The organism is Rhizobium sp. YS-1r (genome assembly GCF_000757525.1).
Taxonomy (GTDB): Bacteria; Pseudomonadota; Alphaproteobacteria; order Rhizobiales; family Rhizobiaceae; genus Neorhizobium; species Neorhizobium petrolearium.
The window spans coordinates 21,215-36,951 of record NZ_JPYQ01000031.1; the positions used below are offsets into that span (position 1 = coordinate 21,215).

Genomic DNA, 15,737 nt, shown 5'->3' on the forward strand with positions numbered 1-15,737 from the left:
CCTACTCCTTGGAAACGTTGAACACGTAGTTCGTATCGAAGGTCGGGCCGAGCTTGAAATCCTTCACGCCCTTGCCGACGCCGGCCACTTCCGTCTGCTGGAAGATCAGCGCGAACGGACCGGTTGCGAGCAGCTTCTTCTGCAGGCTTTCGTAGATTGCGGCGCGCTTGGCCGAATCCCGCTCCAGGAAGCCGGTCTTGGTTTCCTTCGTCAGCTCCGGAATATCCCAGGCATTGCGCCATGCGAGCGTCTTTGACGTGCCCTCATCGGCATTGTTCGGGTTTGACGTGAAGGTTTCCGCGTTTGAGTTCGGATCCCAGTAATCGACGCCCCAGTAACCGATATACATGTCATGTGTGCGTGCACGGTATTTGGTCAGCGTCTGCTTGCCATCGCCGGGAATGATCTCCATCTTGATGCCGGCCTGGGCGAAGGTCTGCTGGATCGATTCCGCAATGCCGGTGGTCGGCTGGTTATTGCGCACGTCCATCGTGACGGAGAAACCGTCCTTCAGGCCGGCCTTGGCGAGCAGTTCCTTGGCTTTGGCGACGTCGAGCTTGTAGGGCTTGTCATCGATCGCACCGAGCAGGCCCTTCGGCAGGAAGGTCTGGTGGATTTCACCGACGCCCTTGATGAGGGTCGCCTGGATCGCATCATAGTCGACCAGGTATTTCATCGCCTCGACGACTTCCGGCTTTGCAAGATTCGGGTTCTTCTGGTTCATGCTGAAATAGAAGACCGAACCCTTCGGGGTGCTGGTGATCGTCGTGCCCTTCTTGGAAACCGCGTCGATATCGTTCGGCTCGAGATTACGCGCGACGTCGATATCGCCGTTATCGAGCGCAAGCCGCTGCGCAGCACTTTCCTTCATGTGGCGATAGATGATGCGGTTGAGCTTCGGCTTCTCGCCCCAATAGTTGTCGTTGCGCTCCATCACGACCACTTCGTTGGCGCGCCATTCGCGGATTTTGTAGGGGCCGGAGCCCGCGAAATTGCTCTTCAGCCATGCGTTGCCGTAGTCGTCATTGGTGACATGCTGCAAAACGAGCTGCTTGTCGACCACGGCGGCAACGGTCGCGGTCAGGCAGTTCAGCACGAAGGACGGCGCATAGGATTGGTCGACGGTGAGCACGAAAGTGCTCGGGTCCTTGGCAACGGCCTTTTCGGTGATGTTGTCCTTCTTCAGCCCGAACTGATTGAGGATGAAGGCTGGCGGCCCGTCGATCTTGACGGAACGTTCGAAGGAATAGGCAACGTCTTCCGCCGTGATCGGGTTGCCGGAGGCGAATTTCAGACCCTGCTTGATCTTAAACGTATAGGTGAGGCCGTCGTCGGATACCGTCCAGCTTTCAGCGAGATCCGGCGCGACCTTCGATGTGTCGTTGATGTCGAGCCGGACGAGACGGTCATAGCTGTTGCCGTTGATCTCGCCGGCCGAGAATTCGAAGGCCTGACCCGGGTCGAGCGTGATGATGTCGTCGAAGGCAAGCCCGATGACGAGCGTATCCTTCGGCGTGACGGCGAATGCCTGCGGCGCGGCCGCGAGCATCACTGCGAGCGCAGCGCCCGTGGTCAGCAGACGGATTCGTCCCTTGAATGAATGGAGCATGGTCTGGTTTCCCCTTTTGGTTCTTTGGACCTTTGGGGAAAACCGCCCTATTCGTGCCAGGCCTTCCCCAAAACTCTGAGCCAGTTTTCCCGGCAAAGCTTTTTTAATTCTTCGCCAGCGTAGCCCGCTCCTCTGAGCGCCGCAACCAGATTCTGATTTCCTCCAGCATCATGAATCTCTTCGGGAATCGAGGCGCCGTCGAAATCCGAACCGAGCGCCACGTGATCGATCCCCATGCGGCCGACCATGTGGTCGACATGACGGATCATGTCTGAAAGCGGCGTCGAAACGTTGTCGCGGCCGTCGTCGCGCAGCATGGTCACGGCATAGTTGAGGCCGACGAGGCCGCCGCTCTCCTTGACCGCGTCTAGCTGCCTGTCGGTCAGGTTGCGGGCGACCGGAGTAAGCGCATGGGCATTCGAATGGCTGGCGATCAGCGGCTGGTCCGAGGTCTTGGCGACATCCCAGAAGCCCTTCTCGGTGATGTGCGAAAGATCGATCAGGATACCGAGCCGGTTGCAGGCCCTGACGAGTTCGAAGCCGAGATCGGTAAGACCGGGACCGGTATCCGGCGACATGGGAAAGGCAAACGGCACGCCGTGGCCGAAGATGTTGTGGCGGCTCCAGACAGGGCCGAGCGAGCGCAGGCCGGCGGCGTAAAAGACGTCGAGATTGCCGAGGTCGGGATCGATCGCTTCGCAGCCCTCCATATGCATGACGGCGGCGAAAATGCCGTCTTCCATCGCCTTGCGGATATCGGCCGTGGAGCGGCAAAGCCGCCAGGCGCCGGCCCGGTCGAGGCGAAGGGCGATGGCCGCCTTTTCAAGCGCGATGGTCACGGACGGCAGATGGTCGAGGGGTGCGGCAAGCGGCGTTTCGTAACGGCCATCTGCATCGGGCTCCTTCAGGATGAGGTCGCCCGACGGGATATAGATAGCGCAAAGTCCGCCGGCCAGCCCGCCGGCCTTGGCGCGTGGTCCGTCGATATGGCCGTTCGGCGTGCCGTGCATGAATTCGGCGATCGGGTCGCCGCCCGCCTTCATGTTCCGCCAGAGCCGCAGAAGCACGTCGTTATGGCCGTCGAACACCAGTTCCATGAAGCTGTTCCCGATTTCCTGTGAAAATCCCCGAGGTGAGTGATCCGCGATCCTATTCGCCCGACGCTGTTTCGCAAGGCACAAATCGCCTCAGGCGGTCCAGTTCCCCTCGCCCGCCTTTTTCAGCATCGGCGTCCTGAAAACGCCGACGGTGCGCTCCTGCCATTGCCGCCCGAAGGAAGCGAGCCTCTCGTGCCAGCGTTCCGATTGCAGCATGGCTGCGCCGATCACCACCGGTTCGATACCGAGCGAGGCCATCAATTCAAGGCCCGAGACGATCGATGCGCCGCTGGAGATGACGTCGTCAACCAGCGCCACACGCTTGCCCTGGATGAGCGGCAGCATGCGTGGATCGACATAGAGCCGCTTCTTCTGTTCCGGCGTGGTGATGGAGGAAAGCGGCACCGACAGGGTCTCGTCGTACCAGAATTTCCGCGAGGTCCCGAGCGGCACGTAGCGCGTGAAGCCCAGCGAACGGGCGACGGCCGCGGCAAGCGTGAGACCAAGCGTCGGCAGGCCGACGATCACCTCCGGCCGAAGGGCTGCGAGCTTCGGCGCGAGATCGGCGGCAAGAGCGTCCTGCACGTCGAAGCTCGCCTGGTTGATGATGAGAGAGGCGAGCGCATGCTCGCCGTCCGCAAGCGGCCGGATCGGCAGTTTGATCTGGCTGCCGTCGTCGAGCGTCGCCGGGAAGAAGCCGGAAAACGGCCCTGCCCTGTCGAATGAACCCGGCGGATGCACGTCCTGCCAGAAATCATGCGGCTGCATCGTCTTTCCTATTCGAGAATTTCGAGGATCGGTGATTCCAATAACCTGCCGCTGGTCACATCGGCAATGCCGCGATCGGTCTGATGCGGGCCGGGATTGCAGGCGAGCGTCGCGCCGAAACAGGCCTTGAACACGAGATAGGGCGGCTGCCAGTCGACGACGCGGTCCATGGCGGATCGGATATTCCGGAAGCCTTCCGCCACCTCCTCCATCGGCGCTTCGGACACGAGGCCGGAAAGCGGCAATGGAAGGAGAGCCACGACCTTGCCGCCGATCGCCACCGCCATGCCGCCGCCGGCCCCGATGACGGCATTCGCCGCCGCGGCCATATCGGTCGGATCGGAGCCGAAGACGGTAAGGTTGTGGCTGTCATGGGCAAGCGTGGTGGCGAATGCCCCCTTCCACCGGCCCCAGCCGGTCAAGAACCCGAGACGGGTGCGGCTGTCGGCGCGGCCGTGGCGGTGGGTGACCGCGATCAGGGTCGTTCCCTCCGGGGGTACCACGTAACCGTCGGTGACATCCGCAACCGTCTCCCCCCAGTTCGTGAAGCGCGGGCGATCGATCGTTGCGAGCCTGATCTTCTTCGCCGTAGCGGAAAGCTTGAAGTCCTCCGCCGTCAGCGGCTTGAGCTTGACGGAATCCCGAAGCGGCGAGGAATCGATGGCGGCCGCGTCGATCGCCATGGCGCCGTCGCGGGCAACCGGCGTGCCGCTGGCCAGCACATGCCGCGCGCGGAAATCCTCAAGGTCTTCGAAAACCACGATGTCCGCTCGGCGGCCGGCGGCGATCAGGCCAAGATCGGCGCGACCGATCCGGACGGAAGCATTGAGCGTCGCAGCCTGCAGCGCCCATTCCGGCTTCATTCCATAGCGCACCAGCCGGCGGACCACATCGTCCAGTCCGCCGCCGCTGACGAGATCGTCCGGGAAGACGTCGTCGGTGCAGAGCGTCACGGTCTGCGGCAGGTGGCCGAGTGTCTTCAACGCTTCCACAAACTCAGGCAACAGGTGATCATGCGATCCCCGCAGCTCGATCGTCAGCCCCGCGCGCAGTTTGGAAAGAAGGTCGGCTCCGGAGACGAGTTCGTGATCGGAGGTCACTCCGGCCGCCATGAAGGCGGCGAGATCGGGACCTGCGAGGCCCCGCGCATGACCGCAGACGAGTTTTTCGGAGACCAGTGCCGCCTGCACGATCGCGCTGATGCGCGGCTCGCGGTCGATGACGCCGCGCATGTTCATGACCTCGGCAAGCCCGCCGATCTTCGGCCAGAACAGCATTTCCTCGACCGCCGAAACGTCGAAATCGGCGCCCGCCACCTCCAGGCCCGGCGCCGACGGCACGCAGGAAGGGGCAAGGACGACCGCGCGCAGCGGCAATGGCTTGACCGCCTCGACGGCCCAACGCACCCCGTCGACACCATGGACGTTGCCGAATTCGTGGGGATCCCAGACGACGGTCGTGACCCCGTGCGGGAGCACGGTTGCCGCATAGGTGGCCGGCGTCACCATCGAGCTTTCGATATGCATGTGCGTGTCGATGAGGCCGGGCGAGATGAACGCACCTTTCGCATCGATGATCCGGGCGGCGTCAGAGCGGCTGCCAGCCTCGTGGACGCTGGCGATCATCGGACCGACGATGCCGATATCCGCCGGCCGCAATTCCCCGGTTCCCATGTCCACCAATGTGCCGCCCGCAATCAGGATGTCGAACGGAGCGTCGCCGCGCGCAGCCGTAACGGCGCGGTCGCGAAAGGCCGGTTCAGTGAACTCCTGCACCGTTGCAATAATGTTCTTCACCAGCTCGCCTCTGCCTGCAATGTTTCGAGAATGAGAGTTTTTGCCCTTTCGGTATCGATCTCGACACCGTAGGCCGCATTGAATGCCGCCCGCCCGGCACGCGTCTCGACAACCGTGCGCCCGCGTGTCAGCCCGCCCGCGAGCTCCACGTCGATACGTGCCTCACGCCAGGTCACATGGTCCGGATAGGCGAAGGCGACCGCCGCGACGGCATCGTAGAGCGCCATCGCCGGCCGGCCGCGGCTGGTGGCAATCCTAACGAAGCCTGCCAGGAGATCGGCAACCAGCCCGGCATTGCGGCCGCCTGCTGCCCGGATCGGCGCAATGTCCTCCGGCCCGCACAGCACCTTGCGGCAGAGATCGAGATCGACCATCCGGAACGGGATGTCGTGGGCAAGCACGATCGCCAGCGCTTCCGGATCGGCAAAAGCATTGAATTCGGCGGATGCCGTGTGATTGCCGGTCGTCACTCCGCCGCCCATCCAGGTGAGATCGGTGATCTTCGCCGCAAGATCGGGCCGCGCCAGCGCGATGGCCGCAATGTTGGTGAGCGGCCCGAGCGCCAGGATGCGCCGCTCGCCTTCACCCTTTTCGAGCCAGCAACAGAGCGCTCCGAAAGCGTCATTCTGAAACGTATCGGCAGCCTCCGGCAGACTGAGGCCGGCCGTCGGAATGCCGGTCTCGCCGAGAATGCCCGTCGCCGTCTCCAACTGGCCAAGCACTGGCGTATCACGCCCTACATGGATCGGAAACGGCCAGACGAAGGCAGACGCAGCACCCGCCGCATTGCGGCGGACGGCTTCGAGCGGCGCATTGCCGAAGGCGAGCGAGACGCCGTCGATCGCAAGCCCCGCATGCGCCGCGACCATGATCGCGGCGATGTCGTCGAAGCCCATATCGGTATCGATCCAGATGCCCATGGTCCGGACGCCTCAGGTAAACCGGGAAAGCGGGGCGGCCTTTTCGGCCGGCAGGTCGAAGGAGAGATCGCTGCCCAGCGCATGCGCCGGCTGGCTCGCCTCCACCTCTGCCTTGATCGGGCCGAAAGGCGTATCGAGCAGGTATTCGCGGCTGTCACCGGCAAAGGATGCGCCGCGCACGGTGCCCCGGAAAGGACCTGAGCCCAGGGTCACCATACGCGGCCGCCAGGCCAGACCCGCCGCTGAAGGGGCCGGACCCGATAGGTCTATCAGACCACTGCTGGTCTTCATCTTCCCCTGTTCGATCGGGAAGATGTTTTCGAAACCGACGAAATCCGCCACGAAAGAGGAGGTCGGGCGGTTGTAGATATCCTCGGGCGAGCCGATCTGTTCGATCTTACCGTTCTTCATGACCACAATGCGGTCGGCAAGCGCAAGCGCCTCCGCCTGATCGTGGGTCACGAAGATCATCGTCACCCCGGTTTCCTTCTGGACGCGCTGCAGCTCGGTGCGCATTTCAAGCCGCAGGCGGGCGTCGAGGTTGGAAAGCGGCTCGTCGAGCAGAAGCACCTTCGGCTCCATGACCATCGAGCGGGCAAGCGCCACGCGCTGCTGCTGGCCGCCGGAAAGCTCGGCCGGCTTGCGGTTGGCGAAGCTCGACAGGCCGACCGAGGTGAGGCCCGACCGGACTTTGGCGTCGAGTTCGGTTCCGCGCATGCCCTTGAGCTTCAGGCCGAAGGCGACGTTCTCGTAGACCGAGAGGTGCGGGAAAAGCGCATAGGACTGGAAGACAAGGCCGACGGCGCGCCTGTTGGCCGGCACGCGGGTGATATCCGCGCCGTCGAGCCGCACATGGCCGGACTTGACCGGCAGCAGGCCGGCGATGGCACGCATGGTCGTCGTCTTGCCACAGCCGGAAGGGCCGAGCAGCGCGACGAGCTCGCCCTTGCGGATGGGAAGGTCGAGGTTCGCAACGGCGACGGTGTCGCCATAGGCGAGCGTCAGCTTTTCGAGCGAGAGGTAAGGCGCGTCAGACATAGCGGGAAAATCCGAGGAAGCGTTCGGCAGCAAAGACGATGCCGATGGAAAGGAAGGCGAGCAGCGAGGAGAGTGCGGCAACCGACGGATCGAAGACGATCTCCATATAGGCGATCATGTCGATCGGCAGCGTGCGCACGCCCGGCCCGGAGAGGAACAGCGACACCGGCACCTGGTTGAAGCTGGTGACGAAGCCGAGGATGAAGGCGGAAAGAATGCCGCCGCGGATGTTCGGCATCACCACCCGGAAGAAGGCGCCGAGCCGGGAGGAGCCGAGCAGCACCGCCGCCTCCTCGATATCCGAGCGCAGGTTGTCCAGGCTTGCCGAGACCACCCGCACCGCATAGGGCAGCACCAGCGCCGTATGGGCAAGGAACAATGCCGGCGTGATGCCGACCTGGAACGGCACGACGATGTAGCGGAGCAGCGCCAGGCCGACGATGATGCCGGGCACGATGATCGGCGCCGAGACGACCGTGCGGACGATTTCCGCCCCCGGCAGCTTGTAGCGGGAGAGCGCGTAGGACGCGGGGATGCCAAGCAGGAGTGCTGCCGCCGTTCCGCCGATCGCCAGAAACATCGACATGCCGAAGCTCGCCCGGAAGCTCTCCACCGTGAAGACCTTCAGGATCCAGCGCAGCGAAAAGCCTTGCGGCGGGAAGGCCAGCGTCTCACCGCCGGAAAAGGAGGCGGCGACGATGATCAGGAACGGCCCGATCAGGAAGCCCAGCACCAGGAAAAGCGTGAGGGGAATGAAGAGGCTGCGGGCGCTCACTGCGGGCTCCTCTGCTTGTTCCTGGCCGTGGCGACGCGTTTGAGAAGGATGTTCGCGGCAAAGCTCATGACGATCAGAATGAAGGCGATGACGCTCGCCGAGACGAAATTGTTGGAGACCGAGACCTGCTGGTAGAGCAGCGTCTCCAGCATCAGCACCTTGGAGCCGCCGAGGATGGCCGGCGTGATATAGGCCGTCAGCGAGCCGGTGAAGACCAGCGTGCCGCCGATGACGAGGCCTTCCTTGGTGAGCGGCAGGATGACCTTCCAGAAGACCTGGAACCAGTTGGCGCCAAGCACGCGGGCGGCCGGAACGGCGTCCTTCGGCATGTTCTCAAGCGCGGAAATGAGCGAGATGATCATCAGCGGCAGGAAGAGCTGCAAAAGGCCTATGAAAACCGCCGTCTCGGAAAACAGGATGCGCAGCGGCGCATCCGTCAGGCCGACCAGTTGCAGCGCCTGGTTGACGATGCCGGTGCGGCCGAGAATGACGATCCAGGCATAGGTGCGGGCAACCGGCGAGATCATCAGCGGCAGCACGACGAGACCGGTCATCTTGCCCTTGGTGCCAGGTTCCAGGTTGACGATCGCAAACGCGGCCGCATAGCCGAGCACGGCCGAGACGACGGTCACGATCGCCCCGAGCCTCAGCGTGCGCAGGAAGACGGTCCGGTTCAGCGGGTCGGCGAAGAAATCCGTATAGGCGGATATGGTCCAGCCGCCGACCGGATTGCGAAAGCCGTCGGAGAGCAGGATCGCCACCGGCATGAGGAAGACCGCCGCGGCGAAGAATGCCGCGGGCAGTGCAAGCGCCAGCGCTTCGGCCCTGTTGTGGAACATTGGTGGTGGTCTCCTGAACGATCCGCCCTCAAAGGGAACCTGTTTATTTACGTCGTCGCCCGCTGTGCTTCGGGCACGTCCTCGCCAGATTTTGCGACATCATCCTCGGGCTTGCCCCGAGGATCCAAGCCGAAAAATACGTGACGAAGAGTGTGCCGAAAGCGCTGCAGATCCTCGGGACAAGCCCGAGGATGACGACGGAGCGCGATGCGCCAATCCTTACTGCCCGACCTTCTCGTTCCAGCTCTTCACCCAGCCGGCGCGGTTGTCGAGCGCCACGGCGGACGGGATGAGCTTCAGGCTTTTCGCCGTCTCCTCGCCATAGGTGAGGTTGTTGGCGATCGCGTCGGACAGCTTGACCTCCATGTTGGCCGGACTGTCGATCAGCTTTTCGGCAAGCTTCGTCTGGGTATCGGTCGAGAGCCAGAAATCCATGAACTGCAGCGCGAGATCGCGGTTCTTCGAACCCTTGGTGACGACCATGACGTTCATGCCGCCCGTCTGGCCTTCCTTGGGATTGGCCCAGGCAATCGGCATGTCGAGCTTGGTGAAGGGAGCCCAGGAGAAGCGACCGATGGGTGCTGCCCAGATTTCCTCCTGCTGCATGAGCTGCACGAGTTGCGAGGATTTTTCATAGAAGGTGACGATCTCGCCCTTCTTCTCCCCGACGGCTTCGATCGGAGCCGCAAGGTCCGGCGTGTCCTTGCCGAGCGCAAGACCCAGCATGTAGAGCGCCGGCGGCCCCTGGTTGGTGGTGACGTTCGGCCAGGCGATATGGCTTGCATATTCCGGCTTCAGGAGATCGGCCCAGGAATCGATCTTCATCTTGTCGGAACGATAGGCGATCGAGGTCGCGTAGAAGGTATAGCCGACGCTCATGCCGTCGCCGTTCGGGTCTTTCGCAACGTCGTAGAGCTTGTTGAAGTTGGAGAGCTTCGCCGTATCGACCTTGTCGATCAGGCCGGCGCGGGAAGCGGCCAGCGCGTCGGCCATCGAGACGACGGCCATGTCGACCATCGGATTGGCCTTGTTGGCTTCCAGCTTGGCGAGACGTTCGACGCTGTTGCCGGTCTCGACGACGAGCTTGCAGCCGCAGATCTTCTCGAAGGGATCGTAGACGAGCTGCTTGAATTCATCCTGCGCGAAGGCATAGACGGAAATCGTCAATGTCTTTTCCTGGGCCAGGGCCTGAGTTGGTGCGGCGCCCATCGTGAGCATCAGGGCGGTGCCCGATGCGAGAATGACCTTTTTCATGATTTGAGTTCTCCTGCTGTCGGCTTGTTGGATGGTTGAAGGGCATGCGAATTCGGCGCGCCAGTAGACTGGCGCACGATGAGCTGCATCGGCACCCGGTCCGTTTCCGACGCGACGTTACCGGACGCTGCGGGTTCGGCCTCGCCGTCCTGCGAGATGACCCGGTTCAGCGCGGCAACGGCGAGATCGGCGATCGTGGCCATGTCCATGCGTATGGTGGTGAGCCCGGGCGTGACGACGGGCGACCAGATAAGGTCGTCGAAACCGGTGACGCTCACCATTTCCGGCACTTCGATCCCGGCGCGCTGTAGCTCGGTCAGCGCCCGAAGTGCCGAAAGGTCCGAGACGGCCGCAAAGGCAGTGAAGCCGTTTGCGGCCTTTTCCGCAAGCCCGAGCGGACAGCCTTCTCCCGCGACCGCTTCGACCTTCTCGATCCACAGCGTCTCGCATTCGATGCCGGCACCGAGCCCGGCCTTCAGCCCGCCGATCCGGTCGTTCTGCACATTGGAGGACGTGTTCGTGCCGATCAGCAGGACCTTGCGATGGCCGAGCGCGGCAAGATGCCGCCCCATCTGCACGCCGCCGCCCCAATGGTCGGCCGCAACGGTATTGCCGGGCGTGGACGGCGTATCGATGACAGCGACCGGACAGCCGACATCGGCGATCCGCGTGCCGCGCCGGGGCACGATCACCAAGCCGTCGACGCCGCGCTCCAGAAGCCGGGCGATCGCCTCCGTCTGCATCGCGATGTCGCCGCGGGAATCGGCGATCAGCACGCCGTAGCCGGCATTCGAGGCGGCATTCTCGATCGCCTGGGCGATCTGCGGGAAAAGCGGATTGGCGATATCCGGCAGCACAAGGCCGAGAACCCCGGTGCGGCCGGTGCGTAATGCCCGGGCCGCAAGACTCGGCACATAGCCAAGCTCGGCCGCCTTGGCCCGCACCTTTTCCACCAGTTCCGGTGATACCCTGCCCTTGCCCGAAAGCGCATTGGACACGGTCGCCGCCGACACCCCGAGGGCGGCTGCGATCGCATTCATATTCGGTCCGGTTCGGTTGATTGCCATAAAACGCCTTGCTTAAACGTTTAAGCAAGATACTTTGATCAGGTTGCTTTGTCGAGTCGCTTCTGGCCACCAGGCGATCGATATCCCCATATCTTGCCTTGACTTCGCCCTCCCCACCAGTGGAAATCCGGGTTCGACGATCGGGAGAGGGCAAATGCAGGACGAAGACATCACCGGACTTTCCGCCACTGACCTGTCCGAAGCGATCCACGACGGGCAAGTATCCTGTGTAGAGGTCATGAAGGCCTATCTGGCGCGCATCGCAAGGCTCAATCCGAAGGTCAATGCCATCGTCAGCCTGCGCGATGCCGATGCCTTGCTTGCCGAGGCCGAGGTCTGCGACACCGAGCTTGCTGCCGGCAAATCGCGCGGCTGGATGCACGGGCTTCCGATCGCCATCAAGGACCTTTGCGAGGTGAAGGGCATCCGCTGCACCTACGGTTCCCCGCTCTTCGCCGATTTCGTGCCGGAGAAGGACGAGGTGATGGTCGAGCGCATCCGGGACGCCGGCGCAATCATCATCGGCAAGACCAATACGCCGGAACAGGGGCTCGGCTCACAGAGCTACAATCCGGTCCACGGCACGACGAAGAACCCCTACGACCTGACGAAAACCGCCGGCGGATCGAGCGGCGGCGCAGCGGCGGCTCTCGCCGCCCATCTTCTGCCGGTGGCCGACGGCAGCGACATGATGGGATCGCTGCGCAACCCCGCCGCCTTCAACAACGTCGTCGGCTTCCGCCCGAGCTATGGCCGCATCCCCTCATCGCTCAAGCTCGAACTCTTCATGGGCCAGCTTTCGGTGCTCGGGCCGATGGGCCGCACGGTGCGCGATGCCGCAGCCCTTCTTGCCACGCAGGCCGGCTACGATCCGCGCGACCCGCATTCGCTGGCGACCGAAGACCTGACACTCCACGAAAACCGCGACTTCTCCGGCGCCCGTATCGCCTGGCTCGGCGACCTCGGCAGCTACCTGCCCTTCGAGCCCGGCGTGCTGGAACTCTGCCGCGCGACGCTGCCGGTCTTCGAGCGCATCGGCTGCAAGGTCGAAGACGTGGTGCCGGATTTCGACATGGACGACGTCTGGCGCTCATGGACGACGCTCAGAAGCTGGCTCGCCGCCAATGGCATGCGCGACAACTACAACGATCCGAAAAAACGCGCCCTGATGAAGCCGGAGATCGTCTGGGAGATCGAGCGCGGCCTCGACATGACGGGGCGCGAGGTGCATTTCGCCTCGAAACGCCGCAGCGCCTGGTATCAATATCTGCTGACGCTCTTCGAGCGCTACGATTACCTCATCCTGCCCTCCGCCCAGGTCTTTCCCTTCGACGCCACGACCCACTGGCCCAAGGAAATCGCCGGCCGGAAAATGGACACCTATCACCGCTGGATGGAAGTGGTGATCGGCCCCTCGATGGCTGGCCTGCCCGTCGCCGCCATGCCGGCCGGTTTCAGCTCAAACGGCCTGCCAAACGGCATCCAGATCATCGGCCGCCCCCGCGCCGACAGGGCCGTGCTGGAACTCGCTCTGGCCTATGAGGCGGCTACGGATTGGTTGGACAGAAGGCCGCAGCTTTAGGCGGCTATCGAACTGCGAGGGCCGCACCTGCCCGAGGCAAGATCAAATGGCCCTCGCTAAAGCTCTTCGACCACTTTCCCACCTTGAACATGAAGAGACGCGTATTTCTCCTCATGATCTGGCCGTTTCAGGACAGCCCAACTCGGCTGGCCATCCGAAGTCATGAAGGAGACGACGTATTTTCCGCCTTCCAGTACCACCGACAACTCAGGCAAGCGCCCGAATAGAGTGATGTCTTCTATTCCGCAACCGATAAGCGATTTGAAAATCTCTTCCCAGCCTTCTTCATCGCTCCAACTGCCGGCGATGATGGAGACCTGGTTTTCAATTCGCCAACTCCATTCCAACATAATCGTGTACTCGCCTTGCGGATTTCCAACCGAGCCATTTCGCAGAATAGGGGCAGAAGAAAGCTCGCCGATTTCCAGAAAGATGGTCGACCCATAACCGCGCCATACGGCTGAAATAGCCCGCGCTTGAATCGCTCGCCTATAAGTTTCGAATGCCGCTAAGGTCAAAAGAGCCCCCGATCTTGCGATGAACCGCAGTTTCGAATGCAGCAAAGAGCGTGTCAATTGCGCTGAGCGAATTCCACTACCACCCCACCACCTCTTCGTTCTCCCGATACCGCCCGACCTCCTCCAAGAGCCACGCCCGGAACGCCACCACTGGACGAAACCCCGTCTTACTGAGCGGCGCGACCGCGTAATAGGCGCTGGGGCTCCTGACCTGATGCGGAAAGGCCTCGACCAGTTGACCGCTGGCAAGCTCGGAATCGATCAGGAAGAGCGGCATCAGCGCCACGCCGAGCCCCGCGATACAGGCCTGCGCGACGTTGCCGAACTGCTCGAACCGCATGCCCTGCGACGGCGTGCCGGTGACGCCCAGGCTCTCGAACCAATGGCTCCAGGCGCCCGGCCGCGACGCCATGTGCAGGAGCGGCAGGCGCAAAAGGTCCTCCCCCTCGTTGATGGGGTGCGCCTTGAGGAACGCGGGGGAGCAGACGGGCGCGACCATCTCCTCCATCAGGAATGTGCATTCCGCCCCCGGCCAGTCCGGCCCTTTTTCACCCATGGGCCCGATGTGGATCGCCATGTCGATGCCGTCGCGGTCGAAATCGAAGACGCCGATGCGGGTCGCGAAATTGATGGTGATCTCCGGGTGCCGGGCGACGAATTGCGGGATGCGCGGCATCAGCCAGCGGGTCCCGAAAGTCGGCAGGATCGCCAGGTTCAACTGGTCACTATGCCGTTTTGTCATGACCTGCAGCGAAGCCGAGCGGATCTGCGCCAGCGCGCCGGCGACCGCCTTGGCGTATTCCTCGCCGGCGGGCGTCAACATGACGCCTCTGCTCGTGCGGTCGAACAGCAGCACGCCAAGCTGCTCCTCCAGCCCGGAAACCTGCCTGCTGATCGCCCCTTGCGTCAGCGACAGCTCTTCCGCCGCGGCCGAGAAGCTGCCGAGCCTTGCGACGGAATCGAAAGCCGCAAGTGCGGAGGTGGAGGGAAGCAGTTTTCGCGAGAGGCTGACCATGGCATTATTACTATAGATCATGGCCGGATGAGTAAACGGTGCTTGCTCTTCGCGGCCGCGCGGCGATAATTCTTTCAAACTTGAAATTGGAGTGAGACCCTTGGCTTTTTCCTGGAACGATCCCTTTCTGCTTGAAGACCAGTTGACCGACGAGGAACGGATGATCCGCGACGCGGCCGCCGCCTTCGCCAAGTCCGAACTCCTGCCGCGCGTCCAGGAAGCCTATCTCGAAGAGACGACCGAACCCGAACTCTTCCGGCTGATGGGCCAGACGGGCCTGCTCGGCGTCACGCTGCCGGAGGAATACGGCGCCGCCAATGCTTCCTATGTCGCCTACGGCCTCGTTGCCCGCGAGATAGAGCGCATCGATTCCGGCTATCGCTCGATGATGAGCGTGCAGTCCTCGCTGGTCATCTACCCGATCTATGCCTACGGCTCCGACGAGCAGAAGAAGAAGTACCTGCCCGGCCTCGTCTCCGGCGAACTGATCGGCTGTTTCGGCCTAACCGAGCCGGACGCCGGCTCCGATCCGGGCGGCATGAAGACCCGCGCGGAAAAGATCGAGGGCGGCTATCGCCTGCGCGGCTCCAAGATGTGGATCTCCAACGCGCCGATCGCCGACGTCTTCGTCGTCTGGGCGAAGTCCGAAGCCCATAACAACGAAATCCGCGGCTTCGTGCTGGAAAAGGGCATGAAGGGTCTTTCCGCGCCGAAGATCGGTGGCAAGCTGTCGCTGCGCGCCTCGATCACCGGCGAGATCGTTCTGGACGGCGTCGAGGTTTCGGAAGACGCCATGCTGCCCGGCGTCTCGGGCCTCAAGGGACCCTTCGGCTGCCTCAACCGCGCCCGCTACGGCATTTCCTGGGGTGTGATGGGGGCGGCGGAAGACTGCTGGTTCCGCGCCCGCCAGTACGGCCTCGACCGCAAGCAGTTCGGCAAGCCGCTTGCCGGCATGCAGCTCTACCAGAAGAAACTTGCCGACATGCAGACGGAGATTGCGCTCGGCCTCCAGGCGTCGCTGCGCGTCGGCCGGCTGATGGACGAGCACAGGATGGCGCCGGAAATGATCTCCATCGTTAAGCGCAACAATTGCGGCAAGGCGCTGGACATCGCCCGCCAGGCCCGCGACATGCACGGCGGCAACGGCATCCAGATCGAATTCCATGTCATGCGCCATGCGCAGAACCTGGAAACGGTCAACACCTACGAAGGCACGCATGACGTCCATGCGCTGATCCTCGGCCGCGCCCAGACCGGCATCCAAGCGTTTTTCTGAGTAGACGCGTTCGCCGCTTCGGCAGACCGGCAGCTCCCAGCGCGCCGGACTCAGACTGCGGACAAAGGGCGGCAACTCCTCTTTCGTCATGCTCGGGCTTGTCCCGAGCATCTGACCACGTCTATATTCCCGAAATTACATAAATATAAACAATAGCTTGGCAAGCGACGGCAGATCCTCGGG

The 15,737-nt window shown here is 62.9% G+C and carries 14 protein-coding genes; 2 read left to right on the plus strand and 12 right to left on the minus strand.

Going from position 1 to position 15,737, the window contains the following annotated elements:
* Window position 1: 1 nt before the first annotated feature.
* From JL39_RS19840 to JL39_RS19885, 10 genes are all read right to left on the minus strand, one after another.
* Complete coding sequence (locus tag JL39_RS19840) at window positions 2–1,609, minus strand: ABC transporter substrate-binding protein (protein WP_037154646.1); 1,608 nt, start codon at window positions 1,607–1,609, stop codon at window positions 2–4.
* A gap of 47 nt (window positions 1,610–1,656) precedes the next feature.
* Window positions 1,657–2,706 (minus strand): dipeptidase, encoded by a 1,050-nt coding sequence (locus tag JL39_RS19845; protein ID WP_037154647.1) that lies wholly within the window; start codon window positions 2,704–2,706, stop codon window positions 1,657–1,659.
* A 90-nt stretch (window positions 2,707–2,796) separates the two neighbouring features.
* Window positions 2,797–3,474, minus strand: coding sequence for a phosphoribosyltransferase (locus tag JL39_RS19850; RefSeq protein ID WP_037154648.1), 678 nt, complete (start codon window positions 3,472–3,474; stop codon window positions 2,797–2,799).
* Window positions 3,475–3,482: 8 nt separating this feature from the next.
* The gene (locus JL39_RS19855; RefSeq protein WP_244446929.1) at window positions 3,483–5,270 is read right to left on the minus strand and encodes an adenine deaminase; all 1,788 of its coding nucleotides are present in this window, start codon (window positions 5,268–5,270) and stop codon (window positions 3,483–3,485) included.
* Complete coding sequence (locus JL39_RS19860) at window positions 5,267–6,190, minus strand: nucleoside hydrolase (RefSeq protein ID WP_037154649.1); 924 nt, start codon at window positions 6,188–6,190, stop codon at window positions 5,267–5,269. Before JL39_RS19860 ends, JL39_RS19855 begins: the two co-directional genes overlap by 4 nt.
* 12 nt (window positions 6,191–6,202) lie before the next feature.
* Entirely contained in the window at window positions 6,203–7,228 is a 1,026-nt protein-coding gene (locus tag JL39_RS19865) for an ABC transporter ATP-binding protein (protein WP_037154650.1), read from the minus strand.
* On the minus strand, window positions 7,221–8,003 hold the full coding sequence (locus tag JL39_RS19870; RefSeq protein ID WP_037154651.1) for an ABC transporter permease: 783 nt from the start codon (window positions 8,001–8,003) through the stop codon (window positions 7,221–7,223). The genes JL39_RS19865 and JL39_RS19870 overlap by 8 nt, the downstream gene beginning before the upstream one ends.
* Complete coding sequence (locus tag JL39_RS19875; protein ID WP_037154652.1) at window positions 8,000–8,842, minus strand: ABC transporter permease; 843 nt, start codon at window positions 8,840–8,842, stop codon at window positions 8,000–8,002. Before JL39_RS19875 ends, JL39_RS19870 begins: the two co-directional genes overlap by 4 nt.
* Window positions 8,843–9,061: 219 nt before the next feature.
* Window positions 9,062–10,096 (minus strand): ABC transporter substrate-binding protein, encoded by a 1,035-nt coding sequence (locus JL39_RS19880; RefSeq protein ID WP_037154656.1) that lies wholly within the window; start codon window positions 10,094–10,096, stop codon window positions 9,062–9,064.
* A complete protein-coding gene (locus JL39_RS19885; RefSeq protein WP_037154658.1) occupies window positions 10,093–11,163 on the minus strand; it encodes a LacI family DNA-binding transcriptional regulator in 1,071 nt (356 codons plus the stop codon). Before JL39_RS19885 ends, JL39_RS19880 begins: the two co-directional genes overlap by 4 nt.
* Window positions 11,164–11,317: 154 nt before the next feature.
* Between JL39_RS19885 and JL39_RS19890 the strand changes: the two genes are divergently transcribed.
* Entirely contained in the window at window positions 11,318–12,745 is a 1,428-nt protein-coding gene (locus tag JL39_RS19890; RefSeq protein ID WP_037154660.1) for an amidase, read from the plus strand.
* 56 nt (window positions 12,746–12,801) lie between these two features.
* On the opposite strand, the gene JL39_RS31685 is transcribed toward JL39_RS19890, so the two are convergent.
* Both JL39_RS31685 and JL39_RS19900 read right to left on the minus strand, forming a co-directional pair.
* A complete protein-coding gene (locus JL39_RS31685) occupies window positions 12,802–13,263 on the minus strand; it encodes a hypothetical protein (protein WP_152601198.1) in 462 nt (153 codons plus the stop codon).
* Window positions 13,264–13,339: 76 nt separating this feature from the next.
* Window positions 13,340–14,278 carry a LysR family transcriptional regulator gene (locus JL39_RS19900; RefSeq protein ID WP_037154754.1) on the minus strand — a complete coding sequence of 313 codons (939 nt, stop codon included), beginning with the start codon at window positions 14,276–14,278 and terminating at the stop codon, window positions 13,340–13,342.
* 91 nt (window positions 14,279–14,369) lie between these two features.
* Between JL39_RS19900 and JL39_RS19905 the strand changes: the two genes are divergently transcribed.
* Window positions 14,370–15,554, plus strand: a complete 1,185-nt coding sequence (locus JL39_RS19905) for an acyl-CoA dehydrogenase (protein ID WP_200883983.1) — start codon at window positions 14,370–14,372, stop codon at window positions 15,552–15,554.
* The last annotated feature ends 183 nt before the right edge of the window (window positions 15,555–15,737 follow it).